General features: G+C 51.2%; 13 protein-coding genes and 1 pseudogene. 10 read left to right on the plus strand and 4 right to left on the minus strand.

Annotation, left to right across the window (positions count from 1 at the left end; genetic code table 11):
* The first annotated feature begins 66 nt into the window (after nt 1-66).
* From ACZ5EH_RS19910 to ACZ5EH_RS19935, 6 genes and pseudogenes are all read left to right on the plus strand, one after another.
* Nucleotides 67-1,163, plus strand: a pseudogene (locus ACZ5EH_RS19910) (IS3 family transposase).
* A 630-nt stretch (nt 1,164-1,793) separates the two neighbouring features.
* The gene (locus ACZ5EH_RS19915) at nt 1,794-2,624 is read left to right on the plus strand and encodes an ABC transporter ATP-binding protein (RefSeq protein WP_464275614.1); all 831 of its coding nucleotides are present in this window, start codon (nt 1,794-1,796) and stop codon (nt 2,622-2,624) included.
* Nucleotides 2,617-3,408 carry an ABC transporter permease gene (locus ACZ5EH_RS19920; protein WP_464275615.1) on the plus strand — a complete coding sequence of 264 codons (792 nt, stop codon included), beginning with the start codon at nt 2,617-2,619 and terminating at the stop codon, nt 3,406-3,408. Before ACZ5EH_RS19915 ends, ACZ5EH_RS19920 begins: the two co-directional genes overlap by 8 nt.
* Before the next feature lie 21 nt (nt 3,409-3,429).
* Nucleotides 3,430-4,425, plus strand: coding sequence for an ABC transporter substrate-binding protein (locus ACZ5EH_RS19925; protein WP_464275616.1), 996 nt, complete (start codon nt 3,430-3,432; stop codon nt 4,423-4,425).
* Between the two features lie 35 nt (nt 4,426-4,460).
* Nucleotides 4,461-6,527: a molybdopterin-containing oxidoreductase family protein gene (locus tag ACZ5EH_RS19930; RefSeq protein ID WP_464275617.1), complete on the plus strand. Its 2,067-nt coding sequence runs from the start codon at nt 4,461-4,463 to the stop codon at nt 6,525-6,527.
* A gap of 316 nt (nt 6,528-6,843) precedes the next feature.
* Entirely contained in the window at nt 6,844-8,154 is a 1,311-nt protein-coding gene (locus ACZ5EH_RS19935; RefSeq protein WP_464275618.1) for an APC family permease, read from the plus strand.
* A gap of 27 nt (nt 8,155-8,181) precedes the next feature.
* Here ACZ5EH_RS19935 and ACZ5EH_RS19940 read toward each other — a convergent pair whose 3' ends face one another.
* A complete protein-coding gene (locus ACZ5EH_RS19940) occupies nt 8,182-9,294 on the minus strand; it encodes a hypothetical protein (RefSeq protein WP_464275619.1) in 1,113 nt (370 codons plus the stop codon).
* Nucleotides 9,295-9,614: 320 nt separating this feature from the next.
* On the opposite strand from ACZ5EH_RS19940, the gene ACZ5EH_RS19945 reads away from it, so the two are divergent.
* The 4 genes from ACZ5EH_RS19945 to ACZ5EH_RS19960 all read left to right on the plus strand — a co-directional run bounded on the left by ACZ5EH_RS19945 (nt 9,615) and on the right by ACZ5EH_RS19960 (nt 12,637).
* Nucleotides 9,615-10,433 carry a hypothetical protein gene (locus ACZ5EH_RS19945; protein WP_464275620.1) on the plus strand — a complete coding sequence of 273 codons (819 nt, stop codon included), beginning with the start codon at nt 9,615-9,617 and terminating at the stop codon, nt 10,431-10,433.
* Between the two features lie 146 nt (nt 10,434-10,579).
* Nucleotides 10,580-11,557 (plus strand): lipoate--protein ligase, encoded by a 978-nt coding sequence (locus ACZ5EH_RS19950; RefSeq protein ID WP_464275621.1) that lies wholly within the window; start codon nt 10,580-10,582, stop codon nt 11,555-11,557.
* Between the two features lie 256 nt (nt 11,558-11,813).
* Complete coding sequence (locus ACZ5EH_RS19955; protein WP_464275622.1) at nt 11,814-12,140, plus strand: carboxymuconolactone decarboxylase family protein; 327 nt, start codon at nt 11,814-11,816, stop codon at nt 12,138-12,140.
* Between the two features lie 107 nt (nt 12,141-12,247).
* Entirely contained in the window at nt 12,248-12,637 is a 390-nt protein-coding gene (locus tag ACZ5EH_RS19960; RefSeq protein ID WP_464275623.1) for a PaaI family thioesterase, read from the plus strand.
* An 86-nt stretch (nt 12,638-12,723) separates the two neighbouring features.
* On the opposite strand, the gene ACZ5EH_RS19965 is transcribed toward ACZ5EH_RS19960, so the two are convergent.
* The 3 genes from ACZ5EH_RS19965 to ACZ5EH_RS19975 all read right to left on the minus strand — a co-directional run bounded on the left by ACZ5EH_RS19965 (nt 12,724) and on the right by ACZ5EH_RS19975 (nt 15,219).
* Nucleotides 12,724-13,029 (minus strand): DUF6506 family protein, encoded by a 306-nt coding sequence (locus tag ACZ5EH_RS19965; RefSeq protein ID WP_464275624.1) that lies wholly within the window; start codon nt 13,027-13,029, stop codon nt 12,724-12,726.
* 62 nt (nt 13,030-13,091) lie between these two features.
* Complete coding sequence (locus ACZ5EH_RS19970; protein WP_464275625.1) at nt 13,092-14,075, minus strand: NAD(+)/NADH kinase; 984 nt, start codon at nt 14,073-14,075, stop codon at nt 13,092-13,094.
* A 172-nt stretch (nt 14,076-14,247) separates the two neighbouring features.
* Entirely contained in the window at nt 14,248-15,219 is a 972-nt protein-coding gene (locus ACZ5EH_RS19975; RefSeq protein WP_464275626.1) for an alpha-ketoacid dehydrogenase subunit beta, read from the minus strand.
* Nucleotides 15,220-15,232 lie beyond the last annotated feature (13 nt).

A 15,232-nucleotide genomic window follows, 5' to 3' on the forward strand; every position in this document is an offset into this window, starting at 1 on the left:
GCCCCCATAAAACTGGACCATGTATTTTGAGAGACTTCCCTGATAAACAGAGGTCAGGAGGCAGGCATGCGAAAGAGCCGTTTTTCAGAAGAACAGATCATCAGGATTCTGAAGGAAGCAGAGCTGGCTGAAAGCAACGGTGATGTTTGCCGAAGGCACGGGATCAGCGAGCAGACCTTTTATCGTTGGAAGTCGAAATACGGCGGCATGGAAGTCAGCGAAGCCAGGCGCCTCAAAAGCCTGGAAGAGGAGAACAATCGACTTCGAAAGGCTGTTGCTGATTTGACTTTGGACAAAATTATCCTGGAGGATTTGCTGTCAAAAAACTTCTGAAGCCTGCCGCGAAACGCAAGGCTGTGCGCTATGTCATGGATAGGTATGCGCTCAGCAAACGCAGGGCGTGCAGGCTAGTCGCCATCAGCCGCAGTTCTGACGCCTACGAGAAACGCCCGGATCGGAACGTGTTGCTGCGGCAGGTATTGCGTGAGTTGGCCATAAAATGGAAACGGTTCGGTTACCGGCGCCTCCACGCATTGCTCTGCAGGGAGCACGAGGCGATAAATCACAAACGTGTGTACCGGCTGTATCGAGAGGAAGGCTTGCAAGTACCACAACGGCGAAAGAAACGGATTCCTAAAAGGGACAAGAGACCCCTTGCTCCTGCGAAATACCGCAATCAACGCTGGAGTATGGATTTCGTAAGTGACTGTTTGGAGTCCGGGCGGCGTTTTCGGGTATTGAACATTGTCGATGACTTCAGCCGGGAATGGCCGGCCATCGAGGTAGACACATCTTTGCCAGGTGAACGCGTCGTTCGGGTCCTGGACAAGGTCGTCGAACACAGGGGCTTGCCAGAGTAACTAGTCATCGACAACGGTCCAGAATTCGTAAGCAAGAGCTTGGCGCGCTGGAGTGCTGAGCGCGGGGTAAGACTCAGGTTCATAGAACCGGGTAAACCGATGCAGAATGCTTTTGTGGAGAGTTTCAACGGCCGCTTCCGCGACGAATGCCTGAACGAACATTGGTTCATAGCGTTGAAGCAGGCCAAGAATGAAATCGAGGCATGGCGAGTCAGGTATAATAGGAAGCGGCCGCATAGCTCGCTAGACTACCTGACCCCAAATGAGTTTGCACACCAAAGAGGGGAAGAACTCTCAGAATGATTGGCCCTAAGAAAGGGGGCACTTCAGCAATAATAATGTTCCTGCCCCCCTTGTTGGCCTTTTTGGCCTCACTTCAAACAGCTGCTTCTTAGAGTTGCAATCAGGCATCTTTCTCAACAAGTCCTTCGTTAAAGACATTCAGCAACAGCCTCCCACTACAAACCCACATTTTCTTTCATCCACATCCCTTTTCGCATCTGCGTGTTTTTGCTTATTTGCATGATACTAGCTCCATTTGCAGACTGAGATACCCCCTGCAATGTCTCGTGATCGACCTAACCACGAAGGTACTCACACTTTTTTGACTCCTCTAATTGCCACAGTTTTTTGACTCGCCCCACTACCAGCTATTGGAAATATACTCTACGACATCGGTATACAATACTATATTTCCCATAGACCAAACTTATAAAGAAACGCTCAACTTTTTGAACTATAAATTTGATCTTACATTGTCTTCAATGTAATCGAAGAAAATATTAAACAGTTGCAATCTTGATAAAGTGTATTGTTTTTACAAGAATGATAGCCATATTCAAATGATATTTAATATCATTTGAAACAATACTGTCATGCAATTAAAAGCATATTAAATTTTCCTTTAGAATATTTAAAGATTGGATACATTCCATGTACGATGGTGCAACGCTAAAATCAGGCCAAGATGTCAAAGTAAAAATCAAGACATCTAACATAGGCCACTCCTTCAATACACCATCGTGCCAGACAGTAATCACTCTCCATGATGTAAACCTGGAATTAGGTGACCAGGAATTTGTTGCCATTGTTGGCCCCAGCGGTTGTGGCAAAAGCACGCTGCTGAACATCATGTCCGGCCTAATTCCACCACGTGAAGGGGACGTTTTTTTTGATGGAAAGCCTTTGACAGGCATAACATCGCGTATCGGCTACATGTCTCAGGCAGATACGTTGATGCCCTGGCGCACAACGCTGGAGAATGTTGAACTGGCAATGGAAATCAAAGGGATTGCCAAAAAAGAACGGTATGAAATCGCAAGGCAGTTGATTGATGCCGCAGGTTTGCATGGTTTTGAAAAGAGCTACCCCCATGAACTTTCTGGGGGCATGAAAAAAAGGGTTATGATCATCCGCCTTATGGCTGCCGATGCGGAAGTGCTTTTCATGGACGAACCTTTTGGAGCGCTGGATGTTTTCACCCGAGAAATGCTCCAGGGAGAGATTCTCAAGCTTTGGCAAACCACACGAAAAACCATCCTTTTCGTAACGCACGACCTGGCAGAAGCCATAACCCTGGCGGACCGGGTCATTCTTATGACTGCGCGTCCCTCGACCATCAAGAATGAATACGCAATTCCCCTGGCCCGCCCCCGTTCTACTTTGGAGACGCGTTTTCAGCAGGATTTTGTGACCTTACAAAAAATGATCTGGAACGATTTGCGTGATGAGGTCATAAAAGCAAATGGAGCGCTCTGTGGCTGAGCCGACAACGCAAACATCAAAGGCCCGGGTCGCGTTGATCCTCCGCTGCGTCTTGATCCTGTCAATACTTCTTGTTTGGGAGCTACTGGCACGTTTCAATCTGATCGACACCTTCTTTTTTGGACAACCCACGGCCATTGCCCTGGACATTCAAGAGGCATTCGTCACCGGTGAGATCATCCCCCACATAAAAATAACTCTGGGTGAAGCGTTGGCGGGACTGTTTCTCGGCACCGTAATCGGCATTTTCGCTGCGTATGTTTTATGCAAACTCGATATGACGGCTCGGATTCTCGATCCTATCATCATGGCCTTTTACGGCATCCCGAAGCTGGCTCTCGGCCCGATTTTCATCTTGTGGTTTGGGCTGGGAGTTCAATCCAAAATCTTTCTTGCTGCGCTGATGGTCTTTTTTCTCGTCTTTTTCAATGCCTATGCCGGCTTCAAGAACGTAGACCAAGCTCTGATCAACGCGGTCCGACTCATGGGGGCCAGCTCGCGTCAGGTCACTGTCAAGGTAGTTTTGCCCTCTGCAGTGCCCTGGCTCATGGCAGGCATCAAGGCAGGTTTGGGAGCCGCCCTTTTGGGCGCCGTAGTTGGCGAATACATTGGCGCTAGTGCAGGGCTGGGGTGGATGGTTGAATTTGCAGGATCCATGTACGACATCCCCCGCGTTTTCACCTGCATCATCGTCCTTATGGTTCTAATGGCCCTGCTAAATGCCGGCCTTGGATTTGTAGAACGCCGTTTGCTCAAGTGGCATCCTGCTGCTGAACACACGTAAAAATCAGAGGAGTTGTCAGCAATGAACAAGGTATTTGCCGTTTTCCTGCTTTGCGTCGCACTGTTTACGATCCAGGTCGCGCCTGTGGTCCAGGCCGCCGACAACATGACAAAAATCAAAATGGCCCAACCGGGGCAGGATAATTATGGGATTCCAATCTACCTTGCTGACAAATTGGGATATTTCGCCGACGAAGGGTTGGAGGTGGAGTTCGTCAACTTCAAATCAAGCCCCTTGTCCGTTGCCGCCATGCTGGCGGGTGAAGTTCAGTTCACCCTGACCAGCTATGACCAGGCCCTCAAAATGTTTGAGAAAGGTCGTGTTCTGAAGAACCTGATAACCACGACGGCCACCCACCCCTGGGCGATTCTGGCCCGGCCGGAAATCGAAACTGTGGAGCAACTCAAAGGTAAAAACATTTCCGCCAAAATGCCTGGTTCCGGGCCCAGGGCTTTTGTCTCCACTATTTTAATCCACTACGGGCTCGATCCTGACAAGGATGTTACCTTTGCCGCCCTGCCCGGGTCTGCAATCGTACCTTCCTATAAAAACAATGCCATTGATGCGACCTTTGGCAGCGGTCAAATCAAGGCCGAACTCTTGTCCAGGGGCGCCAAGGTACTGGTAGACATGAACGATCCCAAGCAACACCGTGAGATTCTGGGCACCGATACCTACCCGCTGAAAGTAGTCATGGCCACGGAAGACTACATCAAGGAAAACCCCGAGGTGGTGCAGCATTTCATCAACGCATTGGTACGGGCTATGAAATGGGAAGAGACACAGGACAGCGCCAAAATCGCGGAATTGGTAGCCCCCTACCTTCTTGGCCCCCAGGATACGGAAATCATTTCCGACATTCGCAAAAGCTTCAGCCACGATGGCGTCATTACGCCTGATGGTCACAAAGCAATTGAAAAGATCACTATGGACGTAGGCCTGATCAACGAACCCATCCCTATGGACAAGGTAGTTGACCAGACGTTCCTGCAAAAGGCACTTGAAAACGCAGAGTAAGAGAAAGCTGCGGCCCACTAAACAAGAGAAAGACAATGAATTCCAAGTCTGTAAGAACGCTCTGCCAAATCTGCCACAACAATTGCGGCGTGATCGCAACTCAAAAAGCCAATGGAGAGATTAGCGTAAAAGGTGATCCGCACCACCCGCTGAATCGCGGCCATTGCTGCCCAAAGGTTGTTGCGAATGTAGAGATGCAGCGCTCACCCGATCGTCTCACCCACCCCTTGCGTAAAACCAAGGGAGGATTCAAGCGCATATCCTGGGATGAGGCGCTCACCATCGCAGCAGATAGGTTATCGGAAATCAGACACCGCCATGGGCCTCACAGTCTTGTGCGTTGCACGGGCGCGCCTGTTTCATACAACAGTCGCGACGGCTTCCTGGAATTCATGGGGGCCTTCGGCTCCCCCAATCTCACCAGTGTGGGCAACATCTGCATGGCCCCCCGCATGCTTGCCTATAAATCGGTCATCGGCGTCATACGGCCGGAACCCGATTATGAGAACACACAGCTGGTTCTCTTCTGGGGCAGCAACCCTGTAGGCATTGAACGGTACGCCGCCTATGCCGCCTTTGACGGCATGCACACCATTCTGCCGCGCCTGAAGAAAAGGGGCGTCACCATTATCTGCATAGACCCATACGAAAGTGAAACCGCTAAAACGTCTGACCAATGGATCAAAATCAAGCCCGGCGGCGACAATGCCTTGGGTTTGGCCATGATCCACGTCATCATCAAAGAAGGGCTCTACGACAAAGAGTTCGTTGCGTCCTACACCACGGGGTTTGAGGCGCTTGCCGAGCAGGTAAGCGCCTTTACCCCCGATTGGGCAGAGACATATTCCGGCATTCCCGCCAATGAGATCGAAAAACTGGCAAGAACATACGCTGCTGCCGATTCGGCCGCCATCTATGAAGGAAATGGCCTGGACATGTACGCCAATGGCGTAGAGGCGGTACGTACGATAGCCATCCTTGCAGGACTGACAGGAAACATAGACGCGCCGGGGGGCAACGTGTTGATGCCATTCCCCCACCCGCCTGCCCTGCCGACACGACAGACAAACAGGGCTGCTCGGATCGCGTATGACCGTTTTCCTGCGCCCGTGCATGTTCCATTTCCCATGATCAAGGAAGCCCTCTTGCATGGAGGAGACGAGCAACCACGTGCCATGATCGTGCATCATGGCAATCCTGCCCTTATCCAGGCCAACCCTTCCCGCACACGTCACGCCTTGGGGAAATTAGACTTCTTGATGGCCTTTGACATTTTTCCCACTGCCACCACAGAACTGGCAGACTTGGTATTGCCCTGTACCACCGATTTCGAAGCCTATGGATACAGGGCATATGCAAGTAGCAAGGGCGCGTTTTTCGCGCTGGCCCGCCCCGTTGCTTCTCCAGTTGGCGAAGCCCGGTCGGTTTTCGCAACGGAATACGCCATTGCCCAAAAAATGGGCCTGGCCCAGGATTACCCCTTTCAGGATGATACTTCCTGGATAGATTTCATGGTCAGCCCCACCGGTATGAGCTTTGACCGCCTGGATGCCGAGCAGATTGCTTTTGTAGGGGGGGAAGTTCAATACCGCAAATATGAAAAACAAAAGTTCAATACGCCAACCGGTAAACTCGAGTTTTATTCCCACTGGTTTGCAAATTTGGGCTTGCCGCCAATGCCAACCTACCGCCACCCGGCGGGCGAATCCTTGGTAACGGATAGTTCGGAGCTTGCATCCTATTCGTTAATGGGCACCAGCCGGCGACCACACCAATTTGTGCATACCCGGTTTAAAAATTTACCGCGTGTTGCAAAAAGCTACCCTGACCCCCTTGTCTATCTGGCTCCTGAAGATGCTGCCAAACGGAATATTGTTGATGGTGCAGCCGTTGAAGTACGCTCCCCTCAAGGGCGTATCCAACTGAAAGCCAAAATTACCCGGAAAACAACCAATGGCCTAGTTTGGATTGATTTCGGATGGGGTAACCCCACCGATGGCAAGGCCAGCATCAACGATCTAGTAGACGACACCGTCATGGACCCCATTTCTGGGGGTACGCCCAACAGGCTCTTTGCCTGCGAAGTACATTTGCTGCCATAAACCTGGGGGGTCGAAGGACGTATCCCACCAAAACTCTGCACATTTGGCATGCAAAAGGTCTCGCCTGCTATACATCTCTAATCGCCAGACAATCACGTTTGGCGTCCTTAATGAAACAAGCCAGCCCCGGCGATGCATCGCCGGGGCTTTTCTCTTTTTCCAACCGCCTCTTTCCACTCCCTTTAAATTTATCACTTTTTACTCAGTCGCCCTCTTAAGAGACCTCTTTCTTTATACCCACCCCTTGAAGCAACCGAAAATAATTGATACTTTCAAGTGTTTTACATGTAACATTTGAGCGATACGCGAAGGAAAAATGAATAAAAAATCAACAAAAAGCAATAAAATGGGCTTCAATGCCACCTGGTCCATGGCCGTGGGCGGAATGGTCGGTGGCGGTATCTTTTCCGTCCTTGGCGTTGTGGTCATGCTAGCGGGAAAGTGGGCCTGGTTGAGCTTCGTTGTCGCCGGCCTAATCGCCCTTGCCACCGGATTCAGCTATGTGCAACTTGCCAAAAAATTTGGGGAAGGGGGCGGCGCTTTTACCTTCTTGCGGAAAGTGAACCGCAAGGGATTCGCAGGCAGCCTCTCTTGGATACTGATCTTCGGCTATATCCTCACTATTTCGGTCTATGCTTTCACATTTGGCCATTACGTGGCGCACGTTTTTGACTTTGGTCCCTGGATGCCCCGGGCATGCGCCCTTGCCATAGTGATTCTTTTAACTGGCGTGAATCTGAAAGGAGTGGGAGATGCCGCGCTTTTGGAAATTATCACCGTGTGGGGAAAGCTGCTCATTCTTGTCGGTCTTGCGGTTTTTGGCATCTGGACCTGGCACCCGGAACAATTGACCTCTGGCATCGAGGCAAAAGGCATCACAGGCGCACTTATCGGTGCGGCCTCGGTTTTTATGGCCTACGAAGGCTTTCAGCTGCTATCATACGATTACGAAGACATACGCTCCCCTGACAAAACCCTGCCCAAAGCCGTGATCAGTGCGATTATCGCAGTAATTATCGTTTACGTTATCGTAGCTCTCGGGGCGACCATGTTGGTGGGCGCAGGAAACATCATAGAAATGAAAGAAGTCGCCATTGCTATCGCTGGAGAACAGGCTTTGGGAATGTGGGGGCTTGTGCTGGCAACCATTGCGGCAGCCTTTTCAACCGGATCAGCCATCAATGCAACACTCTTCGCCACTGCCCGGCTGATGCATGAGGTGGCAAGGGACAAGGAGCTCCCCCCTGCACTTTGTCACCGTAATGAGAATGGCGTACCTGACAGACCAGTACTGCTAATCGGTGGCATAGGAGGTGTGCTCGCTGCTACCGGATCCCTGGAAATGCTGGTTGAGGCTGCAAGCCTGGCCTTTCTTTTCACTTTCGCCGCAGTCAATATGGTAGCGCTGCGACAGTGCCACAACTACAAGTGGATATACGCATTTGGAGCAGCAGGAGCCAGCATTTCATGTATAGTTCTTGCCGGCCGTCTTTGCTTTGAAAGCCCGATGACACTAGGTTTTCTGGCGCTGCTTGCGATTATTTCCATATTCGGCCGCCCGCGAATCATCCGCTGGACGGAGAAATTGCATAACAAAAAAAAGGATCAGAGGGCGCAAATAACGTGAGGCGACATACTCTGTAAAATTGGATTGTTAGCCAACAGCAGCCCCTGTTTCGCCCTCTGGCGAGATCCCCATTGCCTGTGCAATGCGACGTACTGCACCTGCTGGGGACGGCTTGTTGGCTGAACTGCGCGGTGGAGGAGATTCCATGACGCGCTGCAAGAGGGCTGGAATCTCAGAAAACTCTTGGTAAACATACACTCCAGGATCATTTGTGTAGGTTCTGGATGCATGGCGACTTGCGACAACAGGAACACCGACCCGCAAAAGCTCTGGAATCTTGGTCAATGAACCAGACCCGCTCTCCTGATGCAAAATACACGCAACGCTATCAGCCAAAAAATTGTCGAAGGATTGTGGCTCTCTGCAGTCCATTACCTTAACAGACTGAGGGAGTTCTTCTTCTTTAATGAACTGGGTTACACCGTACCCACTCAAGACCAGGGGGAAATGCCCTTCTGAAAGAACTGGCCAGGCATGAGCAAGCTGTTTCATACCGAGAAGAGTAGGACGATTGTACACTGTGCCGTAGCTTGCAAAAAACTTTTTTCCTCTGCCCCTTCTTGCAATACGTATTTTTGCCAGACGCTCTTCGTCCTCTTCTGCCGGAAAATATGGATAATAATAATTTTCTATTCCAAAGTTCTGCAGCAGCCAGGAATCTTCCAAAGAAATGGTTACACACAGATTTGTTTTACGTAACAAATGCAACTCTGCATTAAAAAGATTCCACTGTGGCATCTTGTCAAAAGAGCGTGGCAACAACGATTCCAGGTTATGGACGACAGACACCATGGGAATATTCTTTTGAGACAACACCGCCACCGTCTCTGGAAAAAAGATGGGATCATCAATCACTACAGCGCGTGGCGGTCTTGCATCCAACTCTCTTGAACAGGCCGCATCTGCCGCCAATTGAGCAGCTATATACGTATTGAGATTGTAGCAGGCATCATAGGCGGGGTCTGGTGTAAACAAATAGGAGTCAATCTGTTTATGCTGTGAATCAAAAGCAGGGGAGATCCTTTTAAAGCCAACATGCAGCATGGAAAGCAGCTCAGCCATCTGGCGGGTTCTGCGATTCCCACCGTGCCCACCTTCTTTCACAGCAAATCTGGAAAGGTATAGTAATTGTCCAGCCATGACGTAACCATATACGCAACAAAGGACATGATGCAACGCCTTCCCCTCCTTGGCAATGCAGATGGTCCTGGTTACAGCTCGAGATTGGAGCCTATGGATAAATGGAAATGAGGGCAGGTAACATCTGGCGTAAAAAAGGATTTACACTGCTCTGGTTCCAATGTCCTTGAGTTATCCGCGTGGTGCGGAACTGCCCCTGGACACATCCATAAACATTTGTATAGTCTCCATTTATCCTAAAGACTCAAATAGTTGAGCGGGAAGAGTGATCTGCAACCGATGTCTTGCAAACTAATGCTGGCATCGTGATTGGAGCCAAGATGCAGCAACTTCAGTGCGACATTGTGCACTACCATCTGATGAAGACCGCCGGTACAACCGTCAACAAGCAATTGGCGCTGGTGTATGGGGACGACGCAATGGCCCCTTTTCCCTACCTCAGGTCCGACGGCAGCTTTCTGGACCCTGCTACGCAGCAGGTTTTTGAAGCTCTTACAGCCAGACAAGGGTTTGCCGTTTTCCACGGGCACCCTCATGAACAACCAAAGAACTGGCAGAGGGTCTTGGCAAGAAAAACACCCCGTTACAGCATAACGGTTTTTCGTGAGCCCTTCAGGCGTTTCATTTCCCTGTGCTATTTCATGATCAGAAGCAAATACGTGCGCCAGCATTTGGGAGATTACATCCAAAACCCAAAGGATGCATTGGCCTGCACTGCCCCCCCTTTTACCGACAACATCATGACCCTGACGTTGGCCTATGCGGGTGAGGACATAGACTGGAATCGTCCGGCTAATACAAAGGATCTGGCTCTTGCAGCCAAAAAGATTGCAGCACTTGATCTTGTCGGCCTGACAGAGGAATTTCCTCTCACCTATGCCATGCTCGCCCATGACCTTGACTTTCAGCCGCCACCACTGACCCGTTGGAACGTTCACAAGGGGTACCCTGCTGCGGAAGAGCAATCACAAGAAATCATTAGCGCTTTTGTCAAAAAGAACGTGCTGGATTGCGAACTGTATCAGCTCGCCAAGGAGCATTTTTATGCCAAGCTCGCCAGCTCACCTCAAAAGTTACAAGAGACTGTGAAAACGTTGGCGGAAAGTGGAGAGGAGTACATTACCAAAGTACAAAAATAGCATTCTGCTGTAGCAACGGACAGCCTCGGGCATCTTTCTATGTTGCATAGAACAATTACGCGAGTGTCTTTCCCCCCTCTTTTTCTTTCCCCGCCGCGAATTCAAGGGGCGCGGTGTTTGCATATATAGCCGCAAAAGGAGAAAACATGCGCTACATAATAAATCATTGCACCGACCCAGCATTTAATCTGGCTGCCGAAGAGTGGTTGCTCACCAACACAAACAGCGAAATTTTCATGCTCTGGCGCAACCAACTCGCAGTCATTGTAGGGCGTAATCAAAACACCCTTTCACAGATAGACGAATCCTATGTCCGAGAACATGACATCCCTGTTATCCGCCGGCTTAGCGGCGGGGGGGCTGTTTTCCATGATCTGGGAAATATCAACTTTACCTTTATAAGCCCTAATAAAGGTGATAAAGGCCTCGATTTCAAGCGTTTTACCACCCCCATACTGGACGCGTTGCGCCAGTTGGGAATTTCCGGTTCCTTTGATGGACGCAATGACCTTGTTATCGATGGACGCAAAATATCTGGCAATGCTCAGCACATCCATAAAGATCGAGTGCTCCATCATGGAACCCTACTGTTCTCCTCCAATATAGCCGACATTTCCGGCGCTTTACGCGTGGACCCGGAAAAATACCGGGACAAGGCCGTAAAAAGCGTTAGCAAACGCGTGACCAACATAGCCGAAAACCTCCCTTCCCCCATGGACGTGACAGAATTTATGGAACACCTCATGGCGCATGTCTCCCAGGGCAAATCCCAGGCTGACATGGCCCTGACGGAGGGCGAGATCCATGGCATCGAAGAGCTTGCCGCTCAACGCTACAGAACCTGGGAGTGGAACTACGGGGGCTCCCCGGATTACGGTTTTTGCCGTAGCACCAGAACACCGGGAGGCGTTGTGGAAGTCCACCTGGATGTCCAGTCCGGAGCCATCGCCCGTGCCCGGTTGTACGGTGACTATTTCGGTGTCCGGGATATAGCCGAATTGGAGGCGCAGCTTATCGGGTGCAGACATGACAGAAACACCCTTGCTGCCAAGCTGGCGGATGTGCCTTTGAATGAGTATCTCATGGGCATAGAGCTGGAAGTTTTGCTGGATTGCCTGTTTTAACAGCTAATTGCATTGAAGGCTTTGGGTTGCATCTTGGGTATAGCGCCTTCTCCCAAAACTATATGACGCCCGGATAGCGTGCCGGTGTTCGATTCTCGATCAATGTTCCTTATCGAAACATTCCAGGAAAAATTTTTTGGCCAGACAAACACGTCCAACACATTGAAATAGAAAAATAAACTAGCCAATTTCATACAAGGGCATGGTCCTTGCTCATTAGGGTGAACCAACAACTTCCAACCCTAGGAGCAGGATCATGGACGCAGCGGAAAAAGCAGCAACGACTCTGGCAAAAATGACAACCCAAGCCGGTGATGTTTTTCCAAAATACCTCGAATTCACAAAGGAAATCAGTCAATACGGTCCTATAGATCATAAAACCCAGGAACTCATCCACGTCGCATGCTCGATGATGTCGCAATGCGAGATGTGCATTTCGCTACACATCCAGGGTGCTGCCAGCCATGGCGCCTCAAAAGAGGAAATCATGCAGGCCGCCATGCTCGCCATCTCCATGGGTGGATCACCCAAAGTCATGTACATGCACTACGTGTTTGACGAGCTAGAGGATCTGTTCGATTGATGCGCAATTGACCAGACTACCGGAGCCGGGTGCTGTCAGCCCGGCTCCGGCAACCCACCAACAGCCCCAAAACCTATTGCGGCGAATAATCCCCTTTGGAGGAAAACATGGCAATCCGAACGCATGAAAAAATATACAGATCACTGTGTGGCGAGCCTGTTGTGGTGGAAAATGGACTTAGCGAAGTACACCTGCAATGCGATGAGCGCATGGCGGCGGACGCCAGCGGTCTGGTGCACGGCGGCTTTATTTTCGGGTTGGCTGATTACGCGGCCATGCTGGCCGTGAACCATCCAAACGTGGTCCTGGGCGCTGCTGATACGCGTTTTTTGAAACCCTCGCGCATTACGGATGTTCTGGTTGCCAAAGCCCAGGACACCACCCCGCAAGAGCGCAAGCATTTGGTGGAAGTGGAGGTATTTTGCGAAGAGGAAATCGTTTTCAAGGGAACGTTCACCTGCTTTGTCCCCCAAAAACACGTCCTGACAGGCGAGTAAACAACACGCAGGCAACGTATTAAAAAAGGAATTTACAATGGGGGAAAGAGCACAAAGGGGAAGCAGGTTCCCCTTTGCGCATGCGATTAGAACAATGCGTCACCGCTTTTGTTACCCAGACCAGGGTGAATGTCGAAACGCACCACCCCAACAGGCACATCCACGGCAGCAGCAATGCGGGCGGTTCCTGCGTTGCCGAATCCACCGCAAAGCTCGATGGCTGCGATACCATCCTTTTCTACAAGCTCCTTGGCCAAAACTTCTGCCTGATCATAGCTACCAACAGCCACGGACAACAATTCTATCGCCTCTGTCCTGACCCACTGCCTGTGGGTTGCAGGATCGCCATTCGGGGCAATAAAGATAAACGCCGCCTTCAGTGGAGTACTCATATACGTCTCCTCACCTGATTGTTAGAAGCCCTTCCTCGTGGAAAGCACTCGCAAACAGTACATCACAACCTGAACAGGGACTCTTCCCTGGCCAGGGCCATGGTTTTCGCCACATCAATAACCAAGGGACCGTTAGTATTCAATTTGATTGCCGCTTTGGTGCCGCGGTGAATCTCGACCTCACGCTCCCCATCCACTGCGATTAGCCCTGGCGATACGGAAATGGGGTACTCTTCTCCCGGAAGCATTTCATGCACCCCCTGCACACTCACGTCTGCAAACATCCCAGGAGCAATCGCCGCGGTCACGGTAATAGCTGCAGGGGCTCCTAGTTCCAAAGCCAACCCAAGGGGCTCTTCCGGGCTGATACTGTGCAATTGCCCTCCAATGGCGGAAAGACCTATGGAGGCAGCGCTGCATCGTGTCAAAAAAAGCTGGGGAACCTTTTCCATTTGCCACACGGCGCGGGAGGCCATGAAAACGTCGTCATACACTGCGGCATCTACCAGCGCGATGTCTGCAGGCTTGTTATCCAGTAAAATGTCGAACATGCAAGAGCGAAAACAACACGCTTCAGGAGCGAGTTTTCGTGTCGCAACCAGGCCTGCGGCCAACCCCGCTATGGTAGCCTCCCCCATTGAAGGAAAAACATTATTGGTTCCCGTGGAAAGAGCCAGTAGCGGTACATCTACAGTGCCTTTGCACACAGCACGGTTGGTCCCGTCTCCTCCCAGTACTATCAGGCAGCCAGCCCCGAGGGTTTCCATGATCCCCGCAGCCACTATGGTGTCCTGCTGGTTGTTACGCATGGGCATTTCCACCGCCTCCACAGAAATGGAAGGGTAGATCGCATTCAGGGCGCGCGGCACGGTACCGTACCCATCCGGCATGTAGAGAATGCGGGTCACACCGGCCTTTTCCAACCCGAGGATCAACCGCCGCACCATGCGGACTTTTTCCTGATTGTCAAAGACACTGCCATGGGCCACCAGACGACGGATGTCCTTACCAGAAGCCGGATTGACCAGAAGTCCTGCTATACTCACCGGTTATTCCTTTGCAGATTGCATAAGCTTACCAACATCCCGGGGCTGCTCCCCAAGTTCATTTCACGTAACGACAGATCATTGCCGCTACTGGCCAGTATGGGAGAAACGCGAGGGGAAATCACGTTACAACGCCTCTCCCCTCGCAATTCACCAAACCCCAAAACTGGCGTTAACGTATGCTTTTAACAGCTTCTACGATGTTGTCCGCACCCGGGATGTAGAACTGCTCCAAAGGCGGTGAAAACGGTACAGGACAGAACGGTGCGCCGACACGTTTGATGGGCGCGTCCAGATAATCAATGGCTTCTTCCGCGACTATTGCGGCGATCTCAGCGCCAGGCCCGCCAAACTGAACGGCTTCGTGCGCCACCACAAGGGCGTTGGTCTTTTTCACGGACGCAACGATCAAATCCTTGTCCAGCGGCTGCAGACAGCGCGGGTCCACAACTTCAGCGTCAATGCCGTCAGCTTTCAGCTTTTCTGCAGCCTCCAGAGCGGAGTAGACCATCTGCGAGGTGGCGACGATGGTCACGTCGCTTCCTTCCCGCTTGATCTCCCCCTTGCCGAGTTCGATGGTGTATTCTTCATCCGGCACTTCCCCTTCTACCCCGTAAAGCAGCTTGTGCTCCAGGAAGACCACGGGGTTGTCATCGCGAATGGCGCTAATGAGCAGGCCTTTGGCATCATAAGGGGTGGAGGGGATAACCACCTTGAGCCCTGGAATATGCATGAACCAGGATTCAAGACTTTGCGAGTGTTGCGCTGCAGCGCCGATGCCCGCACCTTGCGGCATGCGCAAGGTCATGGGCACCTTGGCCTTGCCGCCGAACATGAAACGCATCTTGGCTGCCTGGTTAAAAAGCTGGTCCATGGCGACACCAATGAAATCCACGAACATCAATTCAGCCACCGGACGCAGACCGCTGACTGCAGCGCCCGTAGCAGCACCGACAATGGCGCTTTCCGTGATGGGCGTATCGATGACACGGGCTTCGCCAAACTTTTCGAAGAGTCCCTGGGTAACGCCAAAGCATCCGCCAAACTGGCCGACGTCCTCGCCAAGGATGAACACGTTCTCATCGCGCTCCATTTCCATGAGCAACGCTTCGTTCAAAGCCATGAGGTATGATTTTTGAGACATTGCTTTCTCCGTA

The organism is Desulfovibrio biadhensis, from assembly GCF_055388615.1.

Coding starts and splice junctions, on each gene's coding strand:
- ACZ5EH_RS19915 (WP_464275614.1), top strand. CDS start 1,794: ATGTACGATGGTGCAACGCTAAAATCAGGCCAAGATGTCAAAGTAAAA.
- ACZ5EH_RS19925 (WP_464275616.1), top strand. CDS start 3,430: ATGAACAAGGTATTTGCCGTTTTCCTGCTTTGCGTCGCACTGTTTACG.
- ACZ5EH_RS19930 (WP_464275617.1), top strand. CDS start 4,461: ATGAATTCCAAGTCTGTAAGAACGCTCTGCCAAATCTGCCACAACAAT.
- ACZ5EH_RS19935 (WP_464275618.1), top strand. CDS start 6,844: ATGAATAAAAAATCAACAAAAAGCAATAAAATGGGCTTCAATGCCACC.
- ACZ5EH_RS19940 (WP_464275619.1), bottom strand. CDS start 9,294: ATGGCTGGACAATTACTATACCTTTCCAGATTTGCTGTGAAAGAAGGT.
- ACZ5EH_RS19945 (WP_464275620.1), top strand. CDS start 9,615: ATGCAGCAACTTCAGTGCGACATTGTGCACTACCATCTGATGAAGACC.
- ACZ5EH_RS19950 (WP_464275621.1), top strand. CDS start 10,580: ATGCGCTACATAATAAATCATTGCACCGACCCAGCATTTAATCTGGCT.
- ACZ5EH_RS19955 (WP_464275622.1), top strand. CDS start 11,814: ATGGACGCAGCGGAAAAAGCAGCAACGACTCTGGCAAAAATGACAACC.
- ACZ5EH_RS19960 (WP_464275623.1), top strand. CDS start 12,248: ATGGCAATCCGAACGCATGAAAAAATATACAGATCACTGTGTGGCGAG.
- ACZ5EH_RS19965 (WP_464275624.1), bottom strand. CDS start 13,029: ATGAGTACTCCACTGAAGGCGGCGTTTATCTTTATTGCCCCGAATGGC.
- ACZ5EH_RS19975 (WP_464275626.1), bottom strand. CDS start 15,219: ATGTCTCAAAAATCATACCTCATGGCTTTGAACGAAGCGTTGCTCATG.